The sequence below is a fragment of the Brevibacillus nigriterrae genome, from assembly GCF_049846925.1.
Classification (GTDB): Bacteria; Bacillota; Bacilli; order Brevibacillales; family Brevibacillaceae; genus Brevibacillus_H.
Window position 1 is genome coordinate 64,174 of record NZ_JBNCMT010000020.1, and the last position, 26,737, is coordinate 90,910.

The 26,737-nt window shown below is 44.5% G+C and carries 14 protein-coding genes and 1 pseudogene; 12 read left to right on the forward strand and 3 right to left on the reverse strand.

The genetic code is table 11. From position 1 onward, the window contains the following. The first annotated feature begins 30 nt into the window (after positions 1–30). A complete protein-coding gene (locus ACPW7N_RS15645; protein WP_425652036.1) occupies positions 31–5,907 on the forward strand; it encodes a cadherin-like beta sandwich domain-containing protein in 5,877 nt (1,958 codons plus the stop codon). A gap of 136 nt (positions 5,908–6,043) precedes the next feature. Then, a complete protein-coding gene (locus tag ACPW7N_RS15650; RefSeq protein WP_425652037.1) occupies positions 6,044–10,723 on the forward strand; it encodes an AAA family ATPase in 4,680 nt (1,559 codons plus the stop codon). Positions 10,724–11,169: 446 nt separating this feature from the next. Here ACPW7N_RS15650 and ACPW7N_RS15655 read toward each other — a convergent pair whose 3' ends face one another. Beyond that, positions 11,170–11,721 carry a CBO0543 family protein gene (locus ACPW7N_RS15655; protein ID WP_425652038.1) on the reverse strand — a complete coding sequence of 184 codons (552 nt, stop codon included), beginning with the start codon at positions 11,719–11,721 and terminating at the stop codon, positions 11,170–11,172. 401 nt (positions 11,722–12,122) lie between these two features. Here ACPW7N_RS15655 and ACPW7N_RS15660 point away from each other — a divergent pair, with 401 nt between their 5' ends. From ACPW7N_RS15660 to ACPW7N_RS15675, 4 genes and pseudogenes are all read left to right on the forward strand, one after another. Next, a complete protein-coding gene (locus ACPW7N_RS15660; protein WP_425652039.1) occupies positions 12,123–13,655 on the forward strand; it encodes a spore germination protein in 1,533 nt (510 codons plus the stop codon). 17 nt (positions 13,656–13,672) lie between these two features. Continuing rightward, the gene (locus ACPW7N_RS15665) at positions 13,673–14,758 is read left to right on the forward strand and encodes a Ger(x)C family spore germination protein (RefSeq protein WP_425652040.1); all 1,086 of its coding nucleotides are present in this window, start codon (positions 13,673–13,675) and stop codon (positions 14,756–14,758) included. Positions 14,759–14,783: 25 nt separating this feature from the next. Then, positions 14,784–15,866, forward strand: a complete 1,083-nt coding sequence (locus ACPW7N_RS15670; RefSeq protein WP_425652065.1) for a GerAB/ArcD/ProY family transporter — start codon at positions 14,784–14,786, stop codon at positions 15,864–15,866. Between the two features lie 67 nt (positions 15,867–15,933). After that, positions 15,934–16,107, forward strand: a pseudogene (locus ACPW7N_RS15675) (transposase); the annotation flags it as partial. A gap of 167 nt (positions 16,108–16,274) precedes the next feature. On the opposite strand, the gene ACPW7N_RS15680 reads toward ACPW7N_RS15675, so the two are convergent. Both ACPW7N_RS15680 and ACPW7N_RS15685 read right to left on the reverse strand, forming a co-directional pair. Further along, positions 16,275–17,159, reverse strand: a complete 885-nt coding sequence (locus tag ACPW7N_RS15680; RefSeq protein WP_425652041.1) for a succinylglutamate desuccinylase/aspartoacylase family protein — start codon at positions 17,157–17,159, stop codon at positions 16,275–16,277. Between the two features lie 20 nt (positions 17,160–17,179). After that, positions 17,180–19,225 (reverse strand): sigma 54-interacting transcriptional regulator, encoded by a 2,046-nt coding sequence (locus tag ACPW7N_RS15685; RefSeq protein ID WP_425652066.1) that lies wholly within the window; start codon positions 19,223–19,225, stop codon positions 17,180–17,182. A gap of 280 nt (positions 19,226–19,505) precedes the next feature. Here ACPW7N_RS15685 and ACPW7N_RS15690 point away from each other — a divergent pair, with 280 nt between their 5' ends. From ACPW7N_RS15690 to ACPW7N_RS15715, 6 genes are all read left to right on the forward strand, one after another. After that, positions 19,506–21,134, forward strand: a complete 1,629-nt coding sequence (locus ACPW7N_RS15690; protein ID WP_425652042.1) for a glutathione ABC transporter substrate-binding protein — start codon at positions 19,506–19,508, stop codon at positions 21,132–21,134. 77 nt (positions 21,135–21,211) lie between these two features. Next, positions 21,212–22,135 (forward strand): nickel ABC transporter permease, encoded by a 924-nt coding sequence (nikB, locus tag ACPW7N_RS15695; RefSeq protein WP_425652043.1) that lies wholly within the window; start codon positions 21,212–21,214, stop codon positions 22,133–22,135. Between the two features lie 22 nt (positions 22,136–22,157). Then, positions 22,158–23,717 carry an ABC transporter permease gene (locus tag ACPW7N_RS15700; protein WP_425652044.1) on the forward strand — a complete coding sequence of 520 codons (1,560 nt, stop codon included), beginning with the start codon at positions 22,158–22,160 and terminating at the stop codon, positions 23,715–23,717. Between the two features lie 13 nt (positions 23,718–23,730). Continuing rightward, the gene (locus tag ACPW7N_RS15705; RefSeq protein ID WP_425652045.1) at positions 23,731–24,717 is read left to right on the forward strand and encodes an ABC transporter ATP-binding protein; all 987 of its coding nucleotides are present in this window, start codon (positions 23,731–23,733) and stop codon (positions 24,715–24,717) included. Further along, the gene (locus tag ACPW7N_RS15710; protein WP_425652046.1) at positions 24,714–25,682 is read left to right on the forward strand and encodes an ABC transporter ATP-binding protein; all 969 of its coding nucleotides are present in this window, start codon (positions 24,714–24,716) and stop codon (positions 25,680–25,682) included. Before ACPW7N_RS15705 ends, ACPW7N_RS15710 begins: the two co-directional genes overlap by 4 nt. A 14-nt stretch (positions 25,683–25,696) precedes the next feature. After that, entirely contained in the window at positions 25,697–26,725 is a 1,029-nt protein-coding gene (locus ACPW7N_RS15715; RefSeq protein WP_425652047.1) for an asparaginase, read from the forward strand. Positions 26,726–26,737 lie beyond the last annotated feature (12 nt).

Sequence of the window (26,737 nt, forward strand, 5' to 3'; positions counted from 1 at the left end):
CTAGGTCGGTTATAGCAGGGAGGAAATGAAATGAAAACGTTTATTCAACGTTTCAAATGGCTATTGGCATTTGCGCTGCTGATTTCTATGTTCCAATTGACACCACAGCTGGCAAATGCAGAAGGTAACAAGCCGCTGTCATTGGCTTCTGGAAAAGACATCATTAGCTTTGGAGGGAAGCAGTGGATTCTTTTAAACCCGAGCTCAGGGTATATGATTTTAAAGGATCATGAAATCACTCGGGAATTTGATCCAATGTACACACAGTTATACGACCCCACTGATTCAGATAATTTGGCTTACTATCTTAACAATGATTTTTATAACTCGCTTTCCAATAAAGAGTGGATTGAATATAAAAATTGGACAATTGGTAATGAAAAGAACGAAAGTGCAAATTCTGTTTGGGCGAATGTCGGACTGATCAGTCGGGAAGAATTGACTCTTTACCAGACTCAATTTGGATACATCCCAGTACCCTCCCGTTCGTTCTGGACAAGAACCCCGGGCTCCGCTAGATCGGACCTCGTTTATGCTGCATCACAATTCGGCGCAGGCTCGGACGTAGTAGGTGCTTATAATACTTATTTTGCTGTGCGTCCTACTGTGTACTTGAAACCAGGACTCTATGTTACATCAGATGGTCAGATAACGAACATTTATGGTAGTATTTCCTCCAAGATTGTTGCACCTTATCCAAACCAGGTATTTTCAGAAGCTGATGATAAAAAATTCCTCGCCATAAACGGCACAACAGTAGCAGATGCAGGGGTTACGAACACAGTTAAATACACCATTGATGGGCTTTCGGCACATACGAATCAAACGATTCAAACGTTTGTAGCCAATGGAACAAATCAGGAGTTTCGGAAGGATATAACCGTTGATCATACTTTCCCCAAAGGAACCTATACGTTACGAGTATGGAATGAAGACGGAGGCGGGAAAAAGTATCAGGAAGTTACCACAACCTTTATTATTGGAAGCAGCAATAAGGACCTCGGCGGGTTAAGTCTTTCAACCGGAGAGCTAAGTCCGGGATTTGATCCAGCCATTACCAGTTATTCGGCGAGTGTAACAAACAATGTCACAAGTATTATTGTCACACCCACAGTGGCAGATGCGGCTGCAACGGTGGAAGTAAATGGAGCAAGTACTACAAGCGGACAATCCAGCGCACCGATCAGCCTGAATCCGGGAGGCAACACGATTACGGTACAAGTAAAGGCGCAGGATGGCACACAAAAAAATTACACCGTCACAGTGACTCGAACAGCCAACGCCAACAACAATTTAAGTGGGTTGAGCCTCTCGTCAGGCACGTTAGGCCCAGCCTTTGATCCAGCCGTTACCATTTATTCAACGAATGTGGGAAACAACGTCACCAGTATCACGGTCACGCCGACAGTGGAGGATGTGACTGCAACGCTGCAAGTAAACGGAGCAAGTTTAGCAAGCGGCCAAGCCAGTACGCCTATTAATCTGTATGTGGGAAACAACACGATTACGGTACGAGTAATGGCACAGGATGGCACGCCAAAAGATTACACACTCACAGTGAGGCGTGTACCCAGCTCCAACAACAATTTAAGTGCGCTGAGTCTGTCTTCTGGCTCGTTAAGTCCAGCCTTTGACCCAGGCGTTATCAGTTATTCGACGAGTGTAGCAAACAACGTCACAAGTATAGCTCTCACACCGACAGTAGCGGATAAGACAGCAATGGTGGAAGTTAACGGAGAAAGTGCAATAAGCGGTCAAGCCAGCACACCGATCGGCCTGAATGTGGGAGAAAACACCATTACAGTACGTGTAAGGGCGCAAGATGGCTCACAAAAAAATTACACAATCACAGTGACTCGTATATCCAGCAGCAACAACAATTTAAGTGGGTTAAGTCTCTTGTCAGGCACGCTAAATCCAGGATTTGACTCAGCCGTTACCAGTTACACAGCGAGTGTAGCAAACAATGTCACTACTGTGACGGTCACACCGACAGTGGCGGATGGAGCGGCAACTTTAGAAATAAACGGTGCAAGCGCAACAAACGGCCAAGCCAGTGCACCAATCAGTCTGAATGTGGGAAGCAACACGATAACGGTCCGTGTAACAGCACAGGATGGCACGCAAAAAAACTACACGATCACAGTAACGCGTGCAGTCAGCAGCATCAACAATTTGAGTGCGTTAAGTCTGTCCAATGGGACGATTAATCCGGGATTTGACCCAGCCGTTACTAGTTATTCGGCAACTGTTGCAAACAATGTGACTAGTTTTACTGTTACACCAACAGTGGCGGATGGGGCATCAACTGTGCAAGTGAACGGAGCAGATACAACGAGCGGACAAGCTAGCACACCGATCAGTCTGAATACGGGAAGCAACACGATTACGGTACGTGTAACGGCACAGGATGGTACGCCAAAGGACTACACGATTTCAGTAAAAAGGCAGTCGGGCAATGCGGATCTAAGTGACCTGACTGTAGACGGAACCAGTGTAGCAGGATTCGATCCCGGGACATTGACTTATACCATCAACGTACCGAATGCAACAACATCAGTCACGGTAGCAGGTACAGCAGCAGATGCAAACGCAAATGTGAGCGTGACAGGAGGCGGTGCCCTTAATGTAGGTGACAACACCGTAACGTTGAAGGTAACTGCGGAAGACACCACGATTACAATGGACTATACGATTACCGTTCGCAGGCAGTCCAGCAATGCTGATTTAAGTACTCTAACAGTGGACGGTACAAGTGTAGCAGGATTCGATCCTGGAACGTTGACTTATGCAGTGACTGTACCGAATGCAACAACATTAGTCACGGTAGCAGGTACGGCAGCAGATGCGAACGCAAATGTGAGTGTGACAGGAGGCGGTGCCCTTAATGTAGGTGATAACACCGTCACAGTAAGGGTGACAGCGGAGGACACATCGGTCACAAATGAATACACGATCTCGATACACAGGCAGTCGGGCAATACGGATCTAAGTGACCTGACTGTAGACGGAACCAGTGTAGCAGGATTCGATCCCGGGACATTGACTTATACCATCAACGTACCGAATGCAACAACATCAGTCACGGTAGCAGGTACAGCAGCAGATGCAAACGCAAATGTGAGCGTGACAGGAGGCGGTGCCCTTAATGTAGGTGACAACACCGTAACGTTGAAGGTAACTGCGGAAGACACCACGATTACAATGGACTATACGATTACCGTTCGCAGGCAGTCCAGCAATGCTGATTTAAGTACTCTAACAGTGGACGGTACAAGTGTAGAGGGATTTGATCCCGTAACGTTGACTTATGCAGTGACTGTACCGAATGCAACAACATTAGTCACGGTAGCAGGTACGGCAGCAGATGCGAACGCAAATGTGAGTGTGACAGGAGGCGGTGCCCTTAATGTAGGTGATAACACCGTCACAGTAAGGGTGACAGCGGAGGACACATCGATCACAAAGGAGTACACGATCATAGTACACAGACAGTCGGGGAATGCGGATCTAAGTGACCTGACAATGGATGGCACAAGTGTAGCGGGATTCGATTCAGGTACCTTGGCCTATAACGTAATTGTACCAAATTCAACAACTGCTGTAACAGTAGCAGGTACAGCAGTGGATACGAACGCAACCGTGAACGTGATGGGAGGCACTAGTCTCGATGCGGGCGACAACACCGTCACGGTAAGAGTAACAGCAGAGGACACAGTCATCACAAAGGAGTACACAATCACGGTTCATAGACAATCGGGCAATGCTGATTTAAGTGCACTGACAGTAGACGGAACAAGTGTAACAGACTTTGATCCTGCCACTTTGACGTATACAGTAACAGTACCGAATGCGACAACATCAGTCTCGGTAGCAGGAACAGCCGAAGATCAGAATGCAAGCGTAAGTGTGACAGGTGAGAACAACCTCCATGTAGGCGATAACACCGTCACGGTGAGTGTAATAGCAGAGGACACAACTATTACAAAGAACTACACGATCATAGTACACAGACAGTCGGGGAATGCGGATCTAAGTGACCTGACAATGGATGGCACAAGTGTAGCGGGATTCGATTCAGGTACCTTGGCCTATAACGTAATTGTACCAAATTCAACAACTGCTGTAACAGTAGCAGGTACAGCAGTGGATACGAACGCAACCGTGAACGTGATGGGAGGCACTAGTCTCGATGCGGGCGACAACACCGTCACGGTAAGAGTAACAGCAGAGGACACAGTCATCACAAAGGAGTACACAATCACGGTTCATAGACAATCGGGCAATGCTGATTTAAGTGCCCTGACAGTAGACGGAACAAGTGTAACAGACTTTGATCCTGCCACTTTGACGTATACAGTAACAGTACCGAATGCGACAACATCAGTCTCGGTAGCAGGAACAGCCGAAGATCAGAATGCAAGCGTAAGTGTGACAGGTGAGAACAACCTCCATGTAGGCGATAACACCGTCACGGTGAGTGTAATAGCAGAGGACACAACAATTACAAAGAACTACATGATCACGGTTGTACGTGCAGCCAGCAGCAATTCAAACTTGAGTTCTCTGACACTGTCAACTGGCAATTTAAGTCCGTCGTTCGATTCTGACACGACCAGTTACAAGGCAAGTGTAGAGTATAGCGTCACAAGCCTGACAGTCACCCCTACTACTGCTGATTCAACGGCAAGTGTGGAAGTCAATCAAGTAGGTGTAACCAGCGGTCAAGTAAGCAGCGACATCAAACTGAATGTTGGCAACAATACAATCGACGTCACTGTAACGGCACAGGACAGTTCGAAGAAGTCCTATACGATCCAAGTGAGAAGACAGTCCGAAATCCCTCCTTTCTACCCGGTGACTAGCGTGAGTCTAGATGAAACCAAGTTGACGTTAAAAGCAGGAGGAAAAACGGCAGCCTTGCAGGCAATAATCACTCCTTCCTACGCTACCAATCAAAGCGTTAATTGGAGTTCAAGAGTTCCTGAAGTAGCATCTGTTGACCAGAATGGTGTCGTCACCCCACATAAAGAAGGGGAAACAATCATTACTGTGACAACGGTTGACGGTCATTTTACTGCTGAATCGATTGTGAAGGTGGAGCCAGAGCAAAAGCCCGAGCCAGAAGTAAAAGTAGAGGTGCTGAAAGCCTCGAAACCAAGTCTCTTGCTAAAACCAGGAAAATCTTCTTCAATTAAAGTATTTGCTGTTTATTCAGACGGTAAGGAAAAGGATATCACTAGAGACAAAAAGACCAGCTTTCAAAGCAGCTCGGATACTGGGGCAACAGTGACAAAAGGGGTAATCAAAGCTGGGAAAAAAGAAGGAGAAGTAACCATCACTATCAGCTACGAAGACCAGGTTCTACAAATTCCTGTTACCATTTCCAAGGTTAGTTTGGAAGAACTTCTCATTCCCTTCGAGCAGATAGAAATGGAGATTGGGGAGGACATACGACCTCAAGTAACTGCCAAATGGTTAGATGACTCACAAGACGAAGTAACAAATCAGGTACAATGGAAATCGGACACACCAGAAGTGGTTGTAATCGAGAATGGCAAACTGGTGGCAAAAGAGGCAGGAACAGCAAAAGTAACTGCCTATTATGGAGGCAAATCAGTCGAACTTCTGGTCAAAGTGAAAGAACCAAGGAATATAAAACGAATTTCGGTTAATAAACAAGCTGTAAAAATGGCAGTGGAAAAAACACAAGCAATCACATTGACGGTATACTATAAGGACGGAAGCAAACAAGTTGTTACCGAAAAAGCAGAGTGGAGCAGCGCAGATGAATCCATAGCAACTGTAGAAGATGGCAAGATTACAGCCATTGGCAAAGGAGTCACTACGGTGACGGTCAAGTACAGAGAACGCAAGCTGACCATCCGAGTCACGGTGACAGAATAAATCACTACCCGATCTTCTCATGGAGGATCGGGTTTTTTTTCATTTGCTTCTCTACCGATACTTAGCATTATTTGCTAAAATTATATTAATTAGTAAATTTCGACAAGTGAATATACAGAAAAAAGGAGAAATTGATTTGCAATTCAGTGAGAATACCATTGCTGGTTATAGAATCTACCAGGTTCTTTTTGAAGAAGCTGGTATGATCATCGGTCGCGCTTTCAGAGAAAGTGATAATTGCTCTGTTGTCCTAAAGATTGTCAGCGGGGAAATCCATTCCTTGAATGAAATCGCCACTATCGTTAAGGAATATGAAATTACTCGTGAATTAAACGTAGATGGTATCGTCAAACCGCTTTCACTGGAGAGAAATGGCTCAACATATATGCTAGTTCAGGAGGATGTTCAAGGAGTTTCCTTTCGTGAATGCATGGGGAAATGCCAACATTCACTGACCGATTTTTTACGAATCAGCATACAGGTAGCTGACATTGTAGGACAACTACACCAGGCACAGTGCATTCACAATGATTTGAACCCAGACAATATCATCGTAGACCCAGAAACGATGCAGGTTAGAATCATTGGCTTTGGAAAAGCGGCCTTGGTTGTATCACAAGATCAGCAGGTAGATGGACCTGAATTGCGTGGCACCTTGCCCTATATTTCTCCTGAAATGACGGGACGATTAAAGCGGATTGCAGATTATCGGGCAGATCTTTACTCATTGGGCATCACTTTATATGAAATGATAACCGGACAGCTTCCTTTTGAAGCGAGTGATCCGCTCGAGTGGGTGCATGCTCATTTGGCTAAAGTACCTGTTCCTGCAAAGAAGTTGGCACCACAAATTCCTGATGTGCTATCTGAAATGATTATGAAACTTTTACATAAAGATCCGGACAACAGGTACCAGAGTGCTTTCGGTTTGAAAGATGATCTGGAGCATTGTCTTGCCAAGTGGAAAGAATCAGGCACAGTGAGTGATTTTGTGCTTGGGCAAAGAGATACTTCCCGTTTTTTTCTGATCGCACCTCATTTGTATGGAAGAGAAAAAGAACTTGCAATCGTGCAAGAAATATACGAAGAGACCTGTCAAGGAACAACCAAGATGTTGCTCATCTCGGGACCTTCGGGTATCGGGAAAACAGCGTTGGTGAAAGAGATACAGAATCGATTGGGCAGAGAAAATGGATATTTTCTTACCGGAAAATTTGAGCAATTTCATCGAGATGTTCCGTATACTCCACTAATTGAGGCGTTTCGCGGTCTAATTCTCCAAATCATCATCGAAAGTCAGGATCGGGTTGAACGCTGGAAGAAACAACTCCGATCAGCTTTGGGAGCGAATGCTTCCATTGTTGCTGAGGTAATTCCGGAAATGAAACTGCTTATTGATGAAGTGCCTCCCGTTGAACAGTTGTCAACAGTTGAAACCAATCACAGATTTCAATCGACTTTTCGTGATTTTTTACATATTTTTACCAAAGGCGGCCATCCGCTGGTCATTTTTCTTGATGATCTCCAATGGGCTGATACGGACTCATTGCAGATGATCCAATCCTTCATTACAGACCCGGATGGCGAATGTTTGCTATTCATTGGTTCTTACCGTGATAGCGAGGTTAGCAATCTCCATCCCTTCTCTTTGAAAATGGACAAGTGGAAACAGGCAGGAGCAGATATCCATACGCTCTCGTTGGACCCACTTCCATTATCTGAATTCAATCAGTTGGTTGCAGATACACTTGGCGATGACGGTGTTCGAACAATGGGTGTATCAAAAGCCATCTACAGAAAGACAGCAGGAAACCCATTCTTCTTCAAGCAGTTGTTCCAAACGTTGTACGATGAAAAATTGCTTTGGTATAATCAGGGGCTGGGGATCTGGGAATGGGATGACGCTGGAATCGAGAGGAAACAAACCTCTGATGATCTGTACCAGTTTGTTGTTGGAAAACTAAATCGGCTTCCAGAGAGAACGAGAAAGGTTCTGTCATTAGCTGCATGTTTGGGCAGTCGATTTGATTTGAAAATGCTTGCGGACGTAGAGCAGACATCAATTGAACAACTAGCGGCTGATCTGTGGGTAGCCATTCGAGAAGGATTGATCATTCCAGTAGAAGGTCAGTTCTTGTACAGTTTTCTGCACGATCGAGTGCTGCAGGCGGCATATTCGCTACAAGAAGAGTCCGAGCGGAGACATTTTCATTGGAAGATGGCAACCTATCTGCAAGATCATTTCTCAAGTGAAAATAGTTCAGTGGACATTATCGAATTTGCCAATCACTCCAATCTGGGAATTTCTTATATTTCGGAAGGTCATGAGATCGTTCAAGTGATGGAGCGAAACCTTGCAGCCGGAAGAAAAGCAATGTCATCCTCTGCATATGAAGCGGCTGCTCTTTTTTTGAGAGTGGGTACTTCGCTTGTGGATGAGCAGCATTGGCAAAACCATTATCAACTGTGTTTTGATCTGTTGTTGGAACGGATGGAATGCGAGTATTTGTGTGGATGCTATGAGCAGGCAGAAGAGTTGTATGATGAGCTGAACAGGCGTTCGCGGGACCGAATGGATCGAGCGCTTATTTGCAGAGTGATCGCTACACAGTATGTCAATCTTGGCAAATATTCTGAAGCCATTTCATTAGGCTTGAAAGTATTGGCAGAGTTTGACATTCATCTCAAGATCAAGCCAAAACCTTACGTCGTTGCAAAAGAAATGCTGATTGCCAAATGGCAGCTTAGAAATCGAATCAATCAGATTAACCAATTGCCAAAAATGACGGATGAAAAGTTTAAAGTGGTAATGGATTTGATGTTTACGATAACGGCGCCTTCCTTCTTTTCTAACAAAGAGCTCTATACTGTCCTCATGTCCCGATCAGTCAGGCTGTCTTTGAAATATGGAATCTCTCCCGCTTCCACAAGTGCATTTGCTGCATTCGGCATGATCCTGACTCTTGGGTTGGAGGACTACGAAACGGGGTACCGCCTAGGTAAAATTGCTTTGGAAATAGCAGATAACTACAATATTCCATCAATCAAAAGCAAGACCTATGTGATGTTTGGGGCTGTCATATCTCGATTTATCAAACATGCGAGCGAAGCCGAAGAATATCTCGAACAGGCATTACAGTTTGGGCTTGAGTCAGGTGATTATGTTTTTGCCAGCTATGCAATGGGGGCTCATATCAATTCCTTTTATGGAAGGAAAAATCTTACCGAGTTGAATCGGTGGATTGCCAACTACCTGGAAATCCTGACTGAGACCAAAGATGAGTTTGTCATAGACAATTTCTATCTTTACCAACAGTGGATTCTTGCTCTGCAAGGTTCAACGAAAAACCCAATTTCGTTTGATACGGAGACGTTTCATGAAGATGAGTTTTTGAAATCGATCCAGCAAAAAGAATTCAAAAATACCACGCTGTTTCAATATTACACATACAAAACACAACTGAACTATTTGTTTGGAAAGTATGATGAAGCAATAAAATGTGCAAACGCAGCTAGGGCATTTACACCCTATGCCACTCATTTGCCGCATCTGGCTGAATGCTATTTCTATGAATCACTTGCCATTGCAGCAAAGTATCCTGATTTTCCTGCATCGATACGCACAAAAATGTGGAATCGCTTGAAGCAGATTCGGACTTGCTATGAAAAATGGTCAAGGTATTCACCTGATAATTTCCAACATAAATTGTTGCTAATCAATGCGGAGATTTCTCGATTATCTCATGATGAAGCAAAAATGTTGGAACAATACGAGAAGGCGATCAACTCATCGATTGAAAATGGATATATTTTAAGTGCTGCCATTGCTGGCGAGTGCGCAGCAATTTATTTCCAGGCGAAGGGAATAGAAACGGTTGTCAATTCCTATGCAGCCAAGGCATATAAAAACTATCTGGCGTGGGGTGGCACAGCGAAAGCAAACCAGTTGCTGGAGAATTTCCCACGCTATAAATCACTCGTTGACTCTCACGCAAGACACGGCAAAAGCCAAGCAATAGACAAACCTGTTGGAAGCCATGATCCGGTAACAGAACTGAATGTACTGGATCGAAGTACTCTTTTGAAAGCCTCACAGACAGTAGCAGAAGAAATAGAAGTGGAACAGGTAGTAAGCAGATTGATGAAACTGATCGTTGAAAACGCTGGTGCACAAAAAGGGTATCTGATTGTGGAAAAGGACGGTGCCTTTGTTGTTGAAATCGCATCGAGTACTCAATCCGATCCGGGAGTGGTCATCTGTTCTGTTCCACTCAAAGAAATGGACTTTGCATCAGAAGCAATCCTCCGATATGTTACAAGAACGCAAGAAATTGTTATTCTGGATGATGCGGCGAAAATTGGGCTATTTCATTCAGATTCGTATGTGAAGCGTCATCAAGTGAAATCAATCTTGTGTTTACCTATTTTCATCCAGGGAGAACTGACCAGTATTCTTTATTTAGAGAATGAGCTAACGACAAGCGCTTTCTCTCAAGAAAGGCTTGAGGTGCTGAAATTGCTTTCGACCCAACTGAGTTATGTGAAAAAGATGCTCTCAGCTTATAGACATGTGGCTGCTGGAGCGGAGACAAAAATGAAGTCGGAAGAAGCAGAGTTAATTGAACCACTTACGGAGCGGGAACTGGAAGTACTCCGACTTATGGCTGACGGATTCACAAACAAAGAGATAGCTGAGCAGTTAGTGATTACCATCGGCACGGTTAAATTTCACGTGAATAATATATTTACCAAATTAGGCGTAAATCGTCGTACAAAAGCTATTTTAGAAGCCAAAAAACATCATTTGCTTTCATAGCAGGGAATTACAAGATGGGTTTCAGGTTGCCGAGAAAGTCTCGGCAACCTTTTTTATATGCAATTACTTTTACAAATCACCGCGTTAATATTGATAACATTATTAATATTACTATATATTTAGGAGGCGCTGGCCTATGCTACATTCAAATAAAGAAACCCAAACTTCATATGAGTTTGTTTGCCTTGAAGAACTTGTTCCAGAGGAAAAGCTAAAGTCTTGGAACAGACACTAATGACCGCAACAGTACAAAACATAAAAAAGATAGCTCTCCACTTAGCCAAGATAAGCTAAGGAAAAGAGCTATCTTATTTTTTCTTCGAACAATATTCGTACTGTTATTGTCATATTGTCCTATTGAACGAATAGAAAAAGGTGGTTTATCTAAAGTCTGAAAATCAGACATAAGCTGGTTTTTTATTTCAAGAGTAAAATCGAAAAATTTACTAGTTAATATAAGATTCTTCCACCTGTTCATCGCTTGAATCAGAATAGGTAAAAATGTCTTCTTCTTTCTTTTCCCTGTTTATTATAATCGCTTTTGGCTCAAGTTTTTTAAGTATGGCTACAAATCCGCGAACAGTCCACAAAGTGAGATTGACTGAGGCAAACGTGTGTAGAGGTGTCCAGTTGTTCCAGTGAAATAATTTTGTCTTTTTTTCAAGCACCCATTGCCCAATCGACATAGGTACACTGAAACATAAACTTTGTATTACCATAGTCAATGGTTTGACATTGTAACTCATTCTTACCCAAAGTACGCTAAGTAATGGGAATAATAGGTAATCGAACAAAATGTTGATATCAAAAGTTTTAGAAAGTGGACGAACAGGATATTTAACCCGTCCAGAATTTACAACGATATTGTCTATGATGCTTGCCAAAACTCCCTTCATAAAGAAGACAGTAAGCCAGACATTTAACTTTGGTTTGCGAAACAAAAAGGGAATCGAACCCATACATACGAGGAACAAAGCTCTTAGTAACATTCTTTCCATTAAGATAGCACGCATCCTTTTTTCTAGATTGTAGTTAATGTAAGTTGGATAGTTATAGCTTTCCCAAGTTTAAGACCATTAACAGAAAATAGTGAGATGGGAAAATAAACATGTGCTATGTAAATGCAATACCACTTCTTTTAAAGTCAAAATGTATTCTTTGTAATAACTTAACAAATACTACATTAGGACACAGACATGAATAAGCTATTAAACAGACAAATTTTCAATGGCTGATATTTTTTGTGTATACCCCATTTGGTATGTGGGATGACTATCGTGATGCAGGAGGAAGAAAAAAGCCCTACTCTTTCCTCCCTTTTGTCGTTTCAGCTTATTTTTGTACGGTAGTTGTTCAAAGGAAGTAGGTAAAAGGTGAAATTACATGTGAGGTTCAAATCATGTTCAAATTCAAATCTTGGTTTAAAGAAAAAGATGATAAAATTCAGTCAAACCTAAGCTCCAGAATGATATCTGATTTATTAAGTCAAACGAAACAATCCTCTGATTTTATCACCCAATACCCAATTCTAAAGAATGATAAGAAATTATTCATTTCCTATTATAAAACTCTGATTGACAATCAATTGCTACAGTGTAATATACTCGCTATTTTGCAAGACCCGAACGTACTCTCAGAATTAAAAAGTATTGAGGACATCCAAGTATTGATTCCGATTGACAATATTCAGATCACCGATCAAATAGAACTTATCGCATTAAATTTGCTCAAAGGACATGTGATGTTACAGCTTGATCAACATGATCAAAAATGTGCTCTTATTAATATTTCCGATCAAAAAATCGGCTTGCGAGATAAGAATAATACCGAAAATGAATTCAGTGTGGTGGGTCCGAAAGTAGGTTTTGTAGAAAATGTGGATATCAATATCAATCTACTTAGGCGACAAATTAATATACCTAACTTTATCGTTCAAGATATAACAATTGGCACGATATCAAAGACCAAGGTTGTCATCGCTTATATTGAAGGAATTACAAATAACCAACATATCCAAACCGTGCGCCAACGATTAAAAGATGTTGACTTTGACATCGTGTTCGATTCTTCACAACTTGATCAGTTAATATCCGATAACTCAACCACTCCATTCCCTTTATTCATCTCCACAGAACGAATAGACAGAGTGGTGTACGCACTAATTAATGGTCAAGTTGCGATCATGAGCAATGGTTCTCCTTATGTCATAACAGGACCATCAACCCTATTTGACTTTTTTATTTCGCCGGAAGATTATTATTTACCATGGTTGCTAGGCTCATTTTTTCGGTTAATCCGTATCCTTGGAGTTTTATTTTCTATGTTTTCTACCTCAGTTTACATTGCAGTTGTTACGTTTCATTATGAGATGATTCCAAGAGACTTACTAGCTCCCCTTATCTTTTCAAGAATTAATGTTCCGTTCCCTCCAGTGGTGGAGGTGCTATTTTTAGAAATGACTATTGAATTCCTTCGTGAAGCAGGAGCAAGATTGCCTTCTAAGGTGGGTCAGACGCTAGGCATTGTTGGGGGGATTGTGATCGGACAAGCTGCCGTAGAAGCGGCGTTAACCAGTAATGTCTTACTTATAATTGTTGCATTATCTGCCTTGGCTTCATTTACAACTCCCATATATAAAATGTCGAATACGATTCGTTTTTTGCGTTTTCCAATAATTATTAGTGCAGCGATATGGGGAGGAATGGGTATCATGGTGGGGATTTGTTTTTTATTGATGCATGTAACCCGTTTAGAATCCCTAGGTACTCCCTACACCGTACCGTTATATCCATTCAGGCGCCGAGATTTCCAAGATAGTTTTTTACGATCATCCTATGAAATGACCAACACTAGACCAAGTTTTTTGCGTCCCCAATCGTTGTTTCGATATCATCCAAAGCACCAAAAGCAAAAAAATGATCATGATGAATAACAAGGATGGTTCTTGTAATGAAAATCTCTTATATCCTTCTGATGATTTCTTGCATAATTTCGGGTTGTTCCAGCCAACGAGTCGTAAACAAAACTCAACTAGTGCAAACAATTGGTTTTGACTGGAATAAGGATGAAAATACGATTAGAGGTACCATACTCTATCCTACTTTTGAAGAAAAAGGACTTACCAAAATTAATCTGCTGGATACAATATCCAATTCCTATTATGATATTTTACCGAGATTGAGCACTAAAACCACTTTTCCTATCGAGCAAGGACAGCTCCGTATGGTGGTATTCAGCAAGTCTCTTGCTGCGAAAGGAATTCAACCGATAGTTCATAGTCTCTGTCGCGACCCGAAAATTGGAACCCGAGCGCAATTAGGGGTTGCAGAACAAGAAGCCTCGAAAATATTGAAACAAGCCAAGGACGCTAACGTTCCCTTTCAATTATTCAATATGGTTAATCAAAATATCAGTAATGGTAATTTGCCAAGAATGAATCTTCAAGTATTCTTATTTAATTTTTACGGGGAGGGACGTGATCCTTATTTACCCTATTTCATTATGGAACAGAATAAGATTAAAATTAACGGTTTAGCTTTGTTTAAAAAGGAGAAATTTGTTGCCCATATCGGAATAAGGGAATCGTTTATTCTGAAATTATTAATGGAAAATACAAAAAACGCTAATTATCAAATCAAAATCCCCGGCTCAAATAGAGATCTCATTGATTTTATTTTATTAAGTAGTATTCGTTCCAAGGTCCAATATTCGGTCAACGTAACACAGCCCATTCCATCCATTTCGATCAATATTAAAATACAAGCTAAAATGAAAGATGTACCCACATACGTTGATTTAACTAAAAGCAGCGAAATACATAAAGTGGAAAAAATGATTGAAAAATACTTTGAAGAGGAGACACAAAAAATAATTTCTTTTTGCCAACGTCATCAAGTAGATCCCATAGGTTTTGGTGACATGGTTCGAGGTAAAACTCGAGACTGGGGCTATCGAGATTTTCAAAAAATTTATCCGCAGATGAAGACAGATGTGGAAGTTCTCGTTAAAGTTGTTCAAACTGGAGTGGCAGAATGATCAGGGAGGTTACAGCTTGAATAGCGTGGTTCGAGAAAGATTTCTCATATCTCCTTTTTTAGTTTTTTTTGTGATCCATGGAAGTGAACTTGGAGTGGGCATTCTGGGATTTCAGCGAGACCTCATAAAAGATGCTGGCTATGATGGATGGATTTCTGTTCTCGTGGCTGGATTGAGTATTCATTTAATCATTTGGATGATTTATCGGGTATTGGTGGCGAATAATCAGGATATTATCGGAATTCATAAGCGCTATTTTGGAAAAATGATAGGTGGCGTTCTTAATTTATTCATTATTCTCTATTTCTTTTTCGGAGCTTTCTTAGTATTGAGGCTTTATATTGAGGTTGTTCAGGTTTGGATGTTCCCTTTAATGAGTAGCGTACAGATAAGTTGGATTTTGATCCCATTGATTTATTATATTGTTTCAGGTGGATTTAGATTGATTACTGGTGCCTGCTTCTGGGGATCTGTTATTCCCTTTTTCATCATGATACCCATACATCTTGGGTCTTTAGGTTATTTTCATCCAAATAACCTGCTCCCGATTTTAAACCACTCCATGGATTCAATACTATCTTCAGCGAAGTTCATGATGTTTCAGTTTATTGGATTTGAAGCCCTTTTATTATACTATCCATTTATTAAAACACCTGAAAAATCACAAAGATGGGCTCATTTCGGTAATTTATTTACCACACTTATATATGTATTTATCACCATCTTCACTTTTCTTTTTTATAGTGAAGGTCAACTGAAGCACATCATTTGGCCTACCTTGAACATGGTGAAGATTGTTGAAATCCCACTGATCGAAAGGTTTGAATATATTGTTGTGTCTCTATGTCTACTTGTTGTAATTAAATCTATTTCATTATACTTGTGGGCGGCATGCCGAGGAGTAAAACAATGGCTAAACATAAAAATGCAGATCAGCTTATGTGCCTGTCTAGTGTACTTTTTTATCTTATTGATGTTTATAGAGGATCGTATCTTGATGAATTATTTATCTGAAATCTATTCCAATATTGGTTTCTATCTGATTTACGGGTATATTCCCATCTTATTTATTATGACGTGGTTTAGAGGTAAATTTGTGAAAGTCTAATCTTGTGCAATCTTTGTTAAAAAAGTTAATGCAGTTAAAACAATAACCTCTTCTAAGTTAAGTGAGAGACAGTAAAGATTGGGTAAGAGAAAATAGAATATCTAAGTCAGGTAAGCTCCTTTATCAAAAAAGAAAAGAAACAATTGAGCGAAGCTTCGCGGATGCTAAAGAGCTCCATTGTCTTCGCTACTGCCGTTTCAGAGGAAAAGCTAAAGTCTTGGAACAGGCACTAATGACCGCAACAGATAGCTCTCCACTTAACCAAGATAAGCTAAGGAAAAGAGCTATCTTTTTTTCTTTGAAACGATATTCCGTACTGTTATTGTCGTATTGTCCTATTGAACTAATAGAAAAAGGTGGTTTATCTACCGTCTACAAGCCGTCTTGTCATAAACAAGTCGGCTTTTTTTACTCGATCCGCTCTACGGGTGCCACGTCTGCCAAATTCTCTCCGGCAAAACAATAACGGGGGGGACTTACAGATGTGATGACTCCAGCGAAGGGGGCGGTAACCGCACTGCCATCAAAAGTCCCGAGAAGCTCACCTTCTGCACATGATGAGCCAGCAGATGCTATAGGAAGGAATAATCCGGGACGAGGGGCAGTAAGCGAGGTAATTTCAGCATAAAAAGTAACGGGTGAGTCAGGGGAAACTGGGAAATCGGAAGCCAGCAAACCAAGATGTTTCAGGTAGCGGAGGATGGCTTGACAGCATTCCTCGGCGGCAGGGACATCGATGGTTCCACCGGGCTGGCCAGCAGGCAATTCGATAATCAGTGCTTTTTGATCGGATCGGCAAGATTCTACGAACAATTGCCCTCTGACACCGCTCGATTGGATGACAATCGGTAGGGACAGCGCATGGGCAAGCTCTCGCAGCTCAGGATACTCTCTGTAAAGAGCCAACGTATACGAAGTGCCTCCTGCACCAATACAATGCAAGTCAACCAGATAATCCACATCACGTGTCTCCTGCCAGATTGCGTGCGCCAGTTGCATGGTAGGGCTGCCCTCGGCGCTACCGGGGAAAATGCGATTCATATCAATCCGATCAAAAGGGGAGACCCGAGTTCGGTTTCGAAAGGAGGCTGGATTACAGATCGGAATAATTTTTACAAAGCCGTTGATCGTCTGGTTTTCCAACTGCTTGATCAGCAGCATCGCAGCATGGATAGCCGTCTGTTCATCTCCATGAACGGCGGCTGTCACGGCAATGCGAGGCCCTTTGCCATTTCCGAATTCATAAACGGAAAAACTCGTAACACTGGTTTGTTCAAAAGTGACTTCACGCAAGTGGGAATCCTCCTTTTTCATCAATGATTCTCAGATGGAACGTTTAGATAGTCCACCCCTGGTCGAGTCAGCTTGATGCCAGCCCTGCCTCTGGTCGTCACGACAAATCCCTTCTGCTCCAGAGCTTTCAAGCGGTTGCGAATTTGCTGCTCCGATAAATCCTTGTGCCATTCTTGCGTCTTCTCGGCAATTTTTTTTCTGCCAATGGATTCTCCTTTTTTGTTGTACAAATGAATTACTTTCAAAATAAAAAGGTATTCTTCTTGATCCACAGGCAATTCTTCTTCTTGTGATGGGGAGGAAGTGACATTTGTCGAGATACTGCTTACCGGGCGCAAAGACTCATCCTGGTACTTTCGCAGAAAAAAGCTTTCATTGGGGATATCGTCCATGGTGATGGTGGTCCCGTCACAAACGGCGAGCATGTAGTCGATCGTATTTTTCAGCTCCCGCACATTCCCGTACCAGTGATATTGCATCAATCGTGCCATTACCTCAGGAACAATCTGGATATGGCTCCTGCCGCTTTGGGAGAGGAAATGTCTCACCAGAATAGGGATATCTTCTTTGCGGTTGCGCACCTCAGGAAGATGGATGTACAAGATTTTCAACCGGTGGTAGAGGTCTTCCCGAAACGTTCCTTTTTCGATCATGTGCAGCAGATTGCGGTTGGTTGCGGCAATGACCCGTACATCGATGGGGATAATCTTGTTGCCACCCACACGCATGATCTCTTTTTCCTGCAACACTCGCAGTAGTCGAGCTTGCACCTTCAAAGAAATATCGCCGATTTCATCGAGAAAAATGGTTCCCCCGTTCGCTTGTTCAAAAAGTCCGATTTTCCCGCCTTTTTTCGCTCCAGTAAACGCTCCTTCCTCGTAGCCGAACAATTCGCTTTCGACCAGCTCATCGGGCAATGCGCTGAAATTGACAGCAAGGAAAGGCCCGTCCCGACGCATCGATTCGTTGTGAATGGCGCTGGCGTACAGCTCTTTTCCCGTTCCGCTTTCACCCTCAATCAAAATAGTCAGATTGGTTTTAGCAATTTTGGTTGCGATCTGTGTGCATTTCTCGATGGCCGGGCTGAACCCTCGGATATCGGAAAACGTATATTTCGCGATGTACCCCTTCTTTACCAGTTCGCGGCGAAACGTTTTTTCCATCTCAATCGTTTCATGCGCATTTTTAAAGGTAGCGACGATGGCACCCTCATTCTCCAAATGGAAGCGGTGGACGATCACATCGGTATGCAGGACAGAAAACCAGCCGGATTCCTCTTGTGAGTGATTTAAGACGAAGGACACCAACTCGGAGTTGTGAAACACCTCTTGCAGGTGTCTGCCGATGGCTTTCGATGGAAACATGCCGAGCATGCTTTGCAGGTTTTCATTAAACACAGTAATGACACCCTTGCTGTTAACCGCTAATATCCCGTCATTTACCCCGTCCAATACCTGCTTGAGGTGCTTGTTGAGCCGATCTGATTCCTTGCTGGTTTTAGACAGGTTCTTGCTGAGCTCGATAATTTTTCGTATGTACTTCTCCGAGACGATATCGCCCTTTTTTCCGAGCAAACCGATATGCTGGAGAATTGTCATGACAGTAATGATATCAATCAACCGTGGGCCAATATTGACAATTTTCTTGATAAAGGGAGGGACAAGCTTAACTTCACCCGGGGTGACGGCGATATCCACCTCGGGAATGTTCTTTTTGCCGGGGTAGAACGGGATGTAGTTGATGTGATTGATTCCTAACTGCAGCAGGGTTTCGATCGATTCATAGACCGTTTCCGGTGCATCGTTTACATACAGGACGTTTGTTTGTTCTGGTAGAAACAACAGCTTATCGATGTGCTCAAAATTAACCGTCCGCTTGGCAACCACGACCTTGCAGCCACTTCCGATGTAGGGAGCTGTCTCTTCTACGATGGCAGAAGTGGAGAGGATGATCAGCTTGTTGTGAAAGACTTGAGGGATTCCTTCTTCATAAGAGTAAGCATGAATCCGGACGAAGTCTCCGATCACGTCTTGAAGCTGTCGGACAAGCGTTTTTTGAGTTTCCATGGTTCCGGTTAACAAAAAAAGTTCTTTGTCGAACACAGATCAGCCCTCCGTTCAAGCCACCAAAGTGGTGTTTAATGGGTTTTATTGTTTGGAATTGCAATTGGTATTTTCACCCATTATAGAAGGAGCCTCGTACTTTTGTACACAAAATACTGAAAATTCAAAAATAAATTTCTGCCCCACTGTCCGTTCATCATGTTGGCACATTCTTTGCTTAATAAGATTTCAGACAGGTTCAATCAACTTGTTACTGCTCTGGACATTAAGGAGGGGATTTTCGTTGAAAAAGAAGAGAGGTTTTGCATGGGGACTTTGCTGTATGCTCGTGGCCGGGATGCTCACCGCTTGCTCCACACCAGCCGAACAGACAAAGACCAACACGGGAAACACAGCGACACCAGCGAATAGCACGGCTACACCGCCTGTACAGACAGAGAAAAAAGCAGAGGATAAAACCATTACGTTAGCAGTGGAGGCTGAGCCAGTCTCGCTTGACCCGCAGAATGTGACGGATGGAAACTCCATCACGGTACAAAGGGCCATGTTTGAAGGGCTGTTGACGTTTACCGACAAGATGCAGCCAGTACCAGTTCTCGCAACGGATTACAAGCTCAACGAGAATGCTACGGAAATTACGTTCACTTTGCGTGAAGGAGTAACCTTCCACGATGGCTCCCCTTTCAATGCTGAGGTGGTAAAAGCGAACCTCGATTTCGTCCGGGATGAGAAGAATGGCATGGCCAGGAGAAGTTTCTTCTCGTTCATCAAGGAAGTCATCGTGGTCGACCCGACACATGTAACCATTGTTGCCAATACACCAAATTCAGCAATGACCTCTTATCTAGCTCATCCCGCATCATCGATGAAATCATTGGAGGCTCTGAAAAAGAAGCAAAGTGACCCTAACTTTAATCTGGATCGCAATCCGGTAGGAACTGGTCCTTATCAGTTTGTGGAGTGGAAAGAGAATCAACATGTGAAGGTTGCTCCATTTGCGAACTACTGGAACAAGGAGAAGGCAGCCAAGGCAGACAGCATCGTGTATAAGCCAGTCGTGGAAGCTGGCACACGGATCAATATGCTGAAAGCGGGAGAAACGGACATCATTACCAAACTGCCTACTCTCAATGCCAAGGAGATCGCCGCCGATTCCAAATTCAACGTCTACAAGGCTCCTTCCCTGAACGTCTATTACGTCGGGATGAACCTGAAGCTAAAAAAATATCAGGACAAGAAAGTAAGGCAAGCCATGAACTACGCTGTGAACAAGGATGAGTTGATCGCAGGCGTACTGGACGGCTACGGCTCGGTGGCTGATTCTGCAATAGCACCTAATACCTTCGGCTATTCACAACAAAAGGTTTACGAGTACAACCTGGATCAGGCAAAGAAAATGCTGGCTGAAGCAGGGATGAAAGACGGTTTTGAAGCCACGCTGTGGACCCGTAACTCCAGTGAATTTATTGCCATTGCGGAAAATGTCGCCATGCAATTAGGGAAAGTGGGAATCAAGGCAAAAGTGCAGGCTTACGAGAGTGGTACCTTGTTTGACATGCTCGACCACGAAAAAGGAACGGACTTATGGATCGGTCGCTGGTCACCGGGGACAGGGGAAGTTGATTACGGTATTCGTCCGAACTTTCATACGAAGAGCTTTGCCCCTGACAACAATAACTCCGGCTTCTACAGCAATCCACAGGTCGATAAGCTTTTGGACGAAGCGATCATGACTGCCAACAGTGAGGAAGCGATGAAAAAGTATGCTGAGGTGCAAAAAATCATTTATGACGATGCGCCTTGGGTATTCCTTCATGTGCCAGATCTTATTGTGGCAAAGACCAGCGCTGTCTCTGACGTGATGGTGCTGCCGAGCGATACAGTGATTGTAAACACCGCCGAAAAGAAATAACGACATCATCGTTGCGGGCGTACGTTACGTATTGTTTTGACTAGCGCTCGCAACGATTTTCTGAAGAGGTGAAGTGCTTGATTTCATTTATTTTGAGGCGGACGGCTGCAATGGTGCCTATGCTGATCGTTGTTTCCATTATTTCATTTTTGTTTGTTCATTTGACGCCAGGAGACCCGATCCGTGTGCTGTACGGAAATGAAATTGATGCACAGACCTACCAGCAGCTCAAGGAAAAGGAGGGTCTGAACGACCCACTTTATCAGCAATACGGCCGATATGTTGGCAAGATCATCACCCAGGGGGATTTTGGTATCTCCTATCGCACGAAGTCGAATGTGTCTGAGGAAATCCTGCGTCGCTTTTCTTACACACTTTTGCTGACGCTTGCCAGTATGGTCTGGGCCGTGGTGATCGGGCTCTTGGTCGGAATCCTTTCTGCAGTCAAACGAAACTCGCTTCTGGATCGGGTAGGCATGGTGTCAGCCATCACGGCACTGAGCATTCCTGAATTCTGGTTTGGCCTGATGCTTATGCAGATTTTTTCAGTGCAGCTTGGCTGGTTTCCAACAAGCGGCAGTGGGACCATCTCACATTTGATTTTGCCTTCGCTGACACTGGGGCTTGGGGTGGCAGCCATTATCGCCCGATTTACGAGATCCAGCATCCTGGAAGTGTTGCGAGAGGACTATGTACGTACAGCGAGGGCCAAAGGGCAGCGTGAATGGGTCATCGTCTTGACGCATGTACTGCGAAGTGCTTTGATCCCTGTCGTGACAATGACTGGATTGCAATTTGGTTTCCTTCTTGGTGGGGCAGTAGTCGTAGAGCAGGTATTTGCATGGCCCGGTCTCGGCTCCTACCTGATTGATTCTATTCTGACTCGTGATTATCCGGTGATCCAGGCACTGATTCTGCTCTTTTCTGTACAATTTTTGGTTGTTAACCTGCTTGTCGATGTCAGCTACGGATTATTGAATCCGCAAATCCGCTACGAATAACCAAGGAGAAGGAGACTCAAAAATGCAGACAAAGATGTACGAATCTCCATCGCCTTTTTGGGCGTTTCTCAAAAAGTTCCGCAAACAGAGAGTGGCATTTTTGTCTTTGTTCGTCGTCATAGGCATCGTATTTGCTGGCCTGTTCGCCCCATTGCTCGTTCCCTATGATCCGCATCGGCCCGTCACCGATCAATACCAGGAAAAAGGTGTTGAGGTCAGCCAACTGACAAATGTGCAGGTGCCTATTGCCATTTGGAAGAGTGATGAAAGCAAGGAGCAGGACAGTGGTGGGTACCGAATTTCACTGGAAAGTGAGGATGGGCAAATTGCTGCTGCCAGAAAAACGGCGAACGGAGTGTTTGTGTACGCAAATGGGGATGGCACGACTTCCATACTCGTTTCAAACGGAGAGATTGCCTCCCGGTTGAAGGTAGTCGTCTCCAGTCAGGATAACGGACAAAATTATCTATCCCAGTTGGTGGCAACCGTGCCAAAGGAACCCTTACGGATAGGGGCAACGCTGAAAGCAGAAGTGAGAGCCATTCTGACGGATGGTGCTCAATTGACAGGAATGTCAGACATATTGGCCTTTGTGGAACAAAACAGGGCGGTTGAGGTTATAGCACCAACAACGAATGATGGCTTTTCCAACTCGACAGAAGTCACGCAGGAAAGCAAGGCTCTTTCCTTTCAATCGCTTACTCCATCAGTAGTGGAGGTGAGTCAAGACGGCGTGATCACCGCAGTCGGAAAAGGGGATGGAGCTATCAAGGTGTCTAGTGACGGAGTATCCACACTGATTCCGGTTGCGGTGGAACAGTCGCTCTCACAGGATATACCGGTACGGCTTGAGCCAGGCAGCCTGTTGGTCAACCTGATCAATGCGTATAAACACCAACCGCCGTCATCTCTCCACTGGTTTGGTACTGATCACCAGAACCGTGATATTTTCTCCCGTGTTCTCTGGGGGACGAGAGAAACGTTGCTGATCGGTTTCGTCTCGGTCTCCATCGGCGCTGTCATCGGGACGGTTCTTGGCCTAATCGCTGGCTACTATGGAAGGTGGATCGATGGCCTGATTACCCGGTTTACGGATGTACTGCTTGCCTTCCCGGGAATCTTGCTTGCCATCGCAGTGATCGCCCTGCTGGGACCTGGCATTACCAATATTATCTTTGCTGTTTCCGTCTTTACGATCCCGATCTTTATACGGATAGTACGAGGCAGCACACTGGCACTGAAGGAAATGACCTATGTGGAGGCGGCCAAGTCCATCGGTGTCCGGGATTCAGTCATTGTCATGCGGCATATTTTCCCCGGGACGATGTCGGTGGTGATGGTTTATCTGACCATGCGGATTGGTACAGCCATTCTCATCGGGGCATCGCTCAGCTTCCTTGGACTGGGCGGTGATATAACGGCTCCTGAATGGGGGGCGATGCTCAGTGCTGCGAAGGATAACAGTCGCAATTTGTTCCACCCCACCTTTTTTCCAGGTCTCTCGATTGTCATCACCGTGCTTTGCTTTAACTTGCTTGGCGATGGATTGCGAGATGCGCTGGATCCGAAATTAAAGGACTAGGAGGTGGACACTCATGCAAGAAATCATGCTGGAAGTAAATAACCTGACCGTCAATTTTCGCAATGAGGAAGACGAATACACAGTAGTAAATGGCATCTCCTTTCACGTAAAAAAGGGAGAAACTGTAGGGCTTGTCGGGGAGTCGGGCTGCGGGAAAAGTATTACTTCCCTGTCCATCATGAGGCTGGTACCGACGCCGCCCGGGCATATCGCCTCTGGAGAAATCCGCTACAAGGGCACGGATCTTCTCACCTTGAAAGAAAAAGAGATGAATGCGATACGGGGCAATGAGATTTCGATGATTTTTCAGGAGCCGATGACTTCGCTCACACCTGTATTCACTATTGGCCGCCAGTTGGATGAGGTGATTTTGCTTCATACCGATTTGTCACGAAAAGCAGCAAAAGCGAAATCAATTGACATGCTGAAGCTGGTGGGAATTCCTCGTGCAGAACAGATCTATGCGAGCTACCCGCATGAATTGTCCGGGGGGATGCGCCAACGGGTGATGATTGCCATTGGGCTCGCCTGTGCACCACAATTATTGATTGCCGACGAACCGACGACAGCGCTCGATGTGACGATTCAGGCGCAAATCCTGGATTTGATGCGGGAACTGAAGCAGAAAATGAACACAGCCATCTTGTTCATCACGCACGATATGGGAGTGGTAGCTGAAATGTGCGACCGGGTGATTGTCATGTATGCGGGAGAAATCGTAGAAGAAGCTGATGTCGATACGTTATTTCACCATCCGAAGCATCCTTATACCCGTGGCTTGCTGGAGTCAATCCCCAATATGAAGGAGAAGAAGCACCGCCTGTTTTCGATCGGCGGACAGGTGCCAGCCGCTGGCTCAATCCGGAGCGGCTGTCGATTCAGAGAGCGGTGCAGTTTTGCCTTTGAGCGATGTGAAATCGACGACCCTGCGTTGTTTTCACTAGCAAAGGGGCATAAATGCCGCTGTTGGCTCTATGCAGAACAGGGAGGCCGAACATGACAGATGTGCTATTAGACGTACAAAAGCTGCAAGTACACTTCCCGATCAAGAAAGGTTTTTTTCAAAGGACACAAGGGTTTGTCAAAGCGGTTGATGACATATCCTTTGCCATCGCCAGAGGCGAGACATTTGGGCTGGTTGGCGAATCGGGTTGCGGCAAGTCCACAACTGGCAGGGCTGTCATGAATCTGATCAAGCCGAGCGCTGGGCGGGTTCTCTTTGCAGGGGAAGACTTGGCTCAATTGTCCGAGAGGCAAATGCTTCTAAAGCGCAAGGATCTGCAAATGGTATTTCAGGACCCTTACGCATCGCTCAATCCACGTCTGACCATCGAGCAAATTTTGAATGAGCCGCTTTCGGCCCATCAGGTGGGGGATGCAGCAGAGCGAAAGATGACCATTGCACGAATGATGGAAGTTTGCGGATTGAATCCTGCGTTACTCAAACGGTATCCACATGAGTTTTCGGGAGGACAGCGGCAGCGGATTTGCATCGCCCGGGCATTGATCCTAAAGCCACAACTCGTCGTGGCAGATGAACCAGTCTCTGCACTTGATGTTTCAATTCAATCACAAATCCTCAATCTGCTACAGGATTTGCAGGAAGAATTCCAGCTCACCTACTTGTTTATCTCGCATGATCTGGCAGTAGTAAGGCATTTATGCGACAAGGTTGGCGTCATGTATTTAGGCAGAATGGCAGAAATCGGCACAGCGGATCGTATTTACTCGAACCCGCAGCATCCGTATACGAAGTCCCTTTTGTCAGCCATCCCCACCGCAGATCCGAGGCAAAAAAGGGAGCGGATAATGCTGCATGGTGAAGTGCCGTCACCAGCCAATCCGCCGAAGGGTTGTGCGTTCGTGACGAGGTGTCCAAAAGCAATGGACATCTGCAGGCAAGAGAGACCTCTTGTCAGTAAGGTGGAAGACGATCATTTGGTCGCTTGTCATCTCTTTAGCTAAGAGAGGAGACACATATGAAAGAAACAATGGTAGTAGTCAAACGCGGCAATCATATCGAAAGCACACACGCTGGGAGCATCGCCGTCGTGGATAGGCATGGCAATCTCCTGTATGGGCTAGGAGACATCACGCGGATGACCTTTACCCGCTCTGCATTGAAACCGGTTCAGGCAATCCCCGTTCTACAATCGGGAGCCGCTGAGCGTTTTCTGATGACGGATAAGGAAATCGCCATTTGTTGCGGCTCTCACAACGGAGAAGAACAGCATACGCAGGTAGTCAACTCCATGCTGTTTCGCATTGGACTGCAAGAGGGTAATCTGCAATGCGGTGCCCATCCCCCATATAACCATACTCACTATTTGGAAATGGTGAGAAAACAGGTGGAGCCAAGCGCCATTCATAATAATTGTTCAGGAAAACATGCAGGCATGCTGGCGCTAGCCGTGCATTTGGAAAGTGATATTGACACGTATCATCATCTGGAGCACCCTGTGCAGCGGAAGGTTGTTGAAGCATTGGCAGAGCTGGCGGAGTTCCCGGAGGATCAGATGATGATTGGCATCGATGGCTGCGGTGTTCCCAATTTTGGTATTCCATTAGACAAATTGGCTCTCGTTTTTGCTAAATTTGCTAATCCAGAAAATGTGCAGCACCATTCGCTCAGGCAAACGATCAAGCGCCTTACCCATGCCATGGTACAGCATCCCGAAATGATCAGCGGGACCAACGACTTTTGCACGGAGTTAATCAAGGTGGGAGACAGAAGGGTTCTCGCCAAGGGCGGCGCAGAAGGGGTTTATTGCCTAGGGCTAATAGAGAAAGGGATCGGGATTGCCATCAAGGTGGAAGATGGAAACTGGAGGTCCGCTACACCTGTGGCGGTTGAAGTGCTAAAGCAGTTGGGAGAGCTGACACCTCAGCAGGAAAGAGCATTGCAATCCTTTCATTTACCTGTAATCACAAGCAGAAAAGGAGAGGCGGTCGGCAGCATTGAGCCGGTCTTCCAATTGAGGGCAGGAAACACAAACATCATACAGTAAGGGGGAAATACG

Coding starts and splice junctions, on each gene's coding strand:
- ACPW7N_RS15645 (WP_425652036.1), top strand. CDS start 31: ATGAAAACGTTTATTCAACGTTTCAAATGGCTATTGGCATTTGCGCTG.
- ACPW7N_RS15655 (WP_425652038.1), bottom strand. CDS start 11,721: ATGGAAAGAATGTTACTAAGAGCTTTGTTCCTCGTATGTATGGGTTCG.
- ACPW7N_RS15660 (WP_425652039.1), top strand. CDS start 12,123: ATGTTCAAATTCAAATCTTGGTTTAAAGAAAAAGATGATAAAATTCAG.
- ACPW7N_RS15665 (WP_425652040.1), top strand. CDS start 13,673: ATGAAAATCTCTTATATCCTTCTGATGATTTCTTGCATAATTTCGGGT.
- ACPW7N_RS15685 (WP_425652066.1), bottom strand. CDS start 19,225: ATGGAAACTCAAAAAACGCTTGTCCGACAGCTTCAAGACGTGATCGGA.
- ACPW7N_RS15700 (WP_425652044.1), top strand. CDS start 22,158: ATGCAGACAAAGATGTACGAATCTCCATCGCCTTTTTGGGCGTTTCTC.
- ACPW7N_RS15705 (WP_425652045.1), top strand. CDS start 23,731: ATGCAAGAAATCATGCTGGAAGTAAATAACCTGACCGTCAATTTTCGC.
- ACPW7N_RS15710 (WP_425652046.1), top strand. CDS start 24,714: ATGACAGATGTGCTATTAGACGTACAAAAGCTGCAAGTACACTTCCCG.
- ACPW7N_RS15715 (WP_425652047.1), top strand. CDS start 25,697: ATGAAAGAAACAATGGTAGTAGTCAAACGCGGCAATCATATCGAAAGC.